The organism is Erwinia sp., assembly GCF_031978025.1.
Taxonomy (GTDB): Bacteria; Pseudomonadota; Gammaproteobacteria; order Enterobacterales; family Enterobacteriaceae; genus Erwinia.
The window spans coordinates 1,371-4,327 of record NZ_DALZCD010000324.1 but is presented as its reverse complement, the minus strand read 5'-3'; the positions used below and the strand labels follow the sequence as shown (position 1 = coordinate 4,327).

General features: G+C 60.2%; 2 protein-coding genes and 1 pseudogene. All 3 read left to right on the top strand.

Annotation, left to right across the window (positions count from 1 at the left end; translation table 11 throughout):
- Positions 1-1,126 (top strand): type VI secretion system baseplate subunit TssK (gene tssK, locus RTK32_RS19380; protein ID WP_312046847.1); only part of this gene is annotated, 1,126 nt, incomplete at its 5' end.
- A 17-nt stretch (positions 1,127-1,143) separates the two neighbouring features.
- A complete protein-coding gene (locus RTK32_RS19375; RefSeq protein ID WP_312046845.1) occupies positions 1,144-2,376 on the top strand; it encodes a DotU family type VI secretion system protein in 1,233 nt (410 codons plus the stop codon).
- A 3-nt stretch (positions 2,377-2,379) separates the two neighbouring features.
- Positions 2,380-2,957 (top strand): annotated as a pseudogene (locus RTK32_RS19370) (type VI secretion system membrane subunit TssM); the annotation flags it as partial.

Sequence of the window (2,957 nt, the reverse complement as noted above, 5' to 3'; positions counted from 1 at the left end):
GACTTACTTCTCGTTTCGTGACGGCAGGAACGGCCCGCCGCCGCTGACCATTCCCGACAATCAAGGCAGTGAAAAAGTGCTGCTGGCGCTGCCTGCCCGCCGCGGCGGGCGTGATGAAGTCATTTTCAGTGAAACCCCTGACTCGCTGGCGCGCTACCTGACTTTTGAGCAGGAAGTGGACGACTGCAACGCTCTGGCGGTCAGCCCGGCCGCCGTACAGTTCGGCAAGCTGCGCCTGCGCCTGATGCTGGAAAGCGAGCTGAGCGCGGAATGGACGGCGATGGCGGTGGTAAAAGTGCTGGAGAAGCGCAGTAATCAGGTGCGGCTGGAGAGCAGCTATATTCCGCCGGTGCTGAACTGCGGGGCCAGCCCCCAGCTCTGCGATTATCTGAACGATATGCCGGGCCTGCTACAGCAGCGCAGTCAGCAGATTGGGCAACGTCTCCAGCAGCCCGGGCGTTTTAATACCGCTGACATGGTCGACTTTATGCTGCTGGCGCTGGTTAATCACCACCTGGGCCACGTCAGCCATCTGAAAAATCTGCCGCTGCTGCACCCGGAAACGCTTTTCGCTACCTGGCTGGCGTTTGCCTGCGAGCTTTCCACCTATACGCCACAGCGTTTCCCGGACGGCTCGCTGCCGGTTTACGACCATGACGATTTAGCCCGCTGCTTTGGCAAACTCATGCTGATGCTGCGTCAGGGCCTGTCGCAGGTGCTGGAAGAAAATGCCGTGCAGCTGCCGCTGACCGAGCGTTCACACGGCCTCAATGTGGCGACCGTACCGGCAAGTTCGATGGTGCGCGAGTTTGGTTTTGTCCTGGCGGTACGCGCCAGCGTGCCTGTCGATACGCTGCTGACCCATTTCCCGGCGCAGATGAAAGTCGCGCCGGTAACGAAAATTCGCGATCTGGTGCAGCTGCAGCTGCCAGGTATGATCCTGCGCCCGCTGTCGGTCGCTCCACCGCAGATCCCGTGGCACGCCGGTTACAGCTATTTCGAGCTGGACAAGGGCAGCGAGCTTTGGCAGGAAATGGAAAAATCCGGCACCTTTGCCCTGCATCTCGCCGGTGATTTTCCGGGACTCGCTATGGAGTTCTGGGCCATTCGTAGTCATTCCGCCTGACGTCAGGAGCAAGAAACATGCAGCAACGACAGGCCGCCGCACAGGGCGACATTTTTTCGGGCGCGAGCAGCGTTAATCCGCTGGTCGCCGCGGCAAACCCCTTACTGAACGCGATCCCGCAGATCCGTCATTCGGTCACGCACGCCGATCCTGGCGGACTGCGTCAGCGTTTGATTGATGAAATACGCCAGTTTGAAATGCACTGCCAGCGTGCCGGATTGCCTTACGAGGTCATTATCGGTGCGCGTTACTGCCTCTGCACCGCTATTGATGAGGCGGCGGCGTTGACACCGTGGGGCAGCGCCGCCTGGCCAGGGCAGGGCCTGTTGGTGACTTTTCATAACGAAACCTGGGGCGGCGAGAAGTTTTTCCAGCTGCTGGCCAAGCTGTCGCAGAACCCGCGCGAACAGATTGGGCTGCTGGAGCTGATCAACTACTGTCTGCAGCTGGGTTTTGAAGGCCGCTATCGCGTGTTGGATAACGGGCGTTCGCAGCTGGAAACCATCAAAAGCCGCCTGCTGCAAATGATCCGTTCGGTACGTGGTGGCTACCCCCCGCCGCTTTCGCCGCATCCGGAAGATCATCCGGTTACGCGCAGGCTGTGGCGACCGGTAGTGCCGCTGTGGGCCTGCGCCGCGCTGGTAGGTTTTCTGGCCTGTCTGCTTTATATCCTGCTTAACTGGCGGCTGAGCGACGCGACCAGTCCGGTGCTGGCATCGGTCTATCAGACCTCGCTGCCGGAAGTGACCATTCAACATCCTGCGCCGCCTGCGCCTGCTGCGCTGAACCTGAAAGCCTTCCTGAAGCCGGAAATCGACGAAGGGCTGGTGTCGGTGAGAGACGAAGCGGATCAAAGCGTGGTGACGCTGAAAGGCGATGGCCTGTTTACCTCCGCCTCTACAACCGTGCGCGGTCGCTATGAAGAAGTGCTGGACCGCATCGCCCAGGCGATGAACAACGTCAGCGGCCGCATTCTGGTGATTGGCTACAGCGACAATGTGCCGATCCGCAGCGCCCGCTTCGCCTCTAACTACGAGCTGTCGCTGGCAAGGGCAAAATCGGTGCAGGAACGGCTACAGCAGACGCTTAGCCAGCCCGCACGCGTGAAGGCGGAAGGGCGCGGTGAAACCAATCCGCTGGTGCCGAACACTACCGCCGCCAACCGGGCACGCAATCGTCGTGTGGATATCACGCTGCTGGTTTCTCCTGACAACACCCGCGCGGAACTGACGTCGCAGCAAGGAAATTAACGGATGATGAATATTCTGTTTGCCATTATGACCAACCGGCTGATGTGGGGCTTTATCGGCATCACCGCGCTGTCATTCATTATCTGGGTGATCGGGCCGGTTTTCTCTATCGTCGACTCGCGTCCGCTGGAACCGGAAGTTAACCGTCAGATCAGTATCGCGCTACTGTATGTGGCATGGGGCCTGAGCAACGTCGTGCCGCGCCTTTACAATGCCTGGCTGAACCGCAAGCTGATGGGCAGTCTCAATCCGGCAGCGGAAGAGAACGATCCGAACGTTAAGCGTCTGACCAGCGAAGATCGCGTGCTGGCGGAGCGCTTTACCGAAGCCGCCGAGCTGTTGAAAAAAGCGCACTTCAGCCGCGCAGGCAAGCGCCGCTGGACGCAGCGCTTCAGTCGTCAGTACCTTTACCAGCTGCCGTGGTATGTGATTATCGGCGCGCCCGGCGCGGGCAAAACCACCGCGCTGGTCAACTCTGGCCTGCAATTTCCGCTGGCCGACCGCTTCGGTAAAGCCGCGCTGCGCGGTATTGGCGGCACGCGCAACTGTGACTGGTGGTTTACTAACGAGGCCGTGCTGCT

Coding starts and splice junctions, on each gene's coding strand:
- RTK32_RS19375 (WP_312046845.1), top strand. CDS start 1,144: ATGCAGCAACGACAGGCCGCCGCACAGGGCGACATTTTTTCGGGCGCG.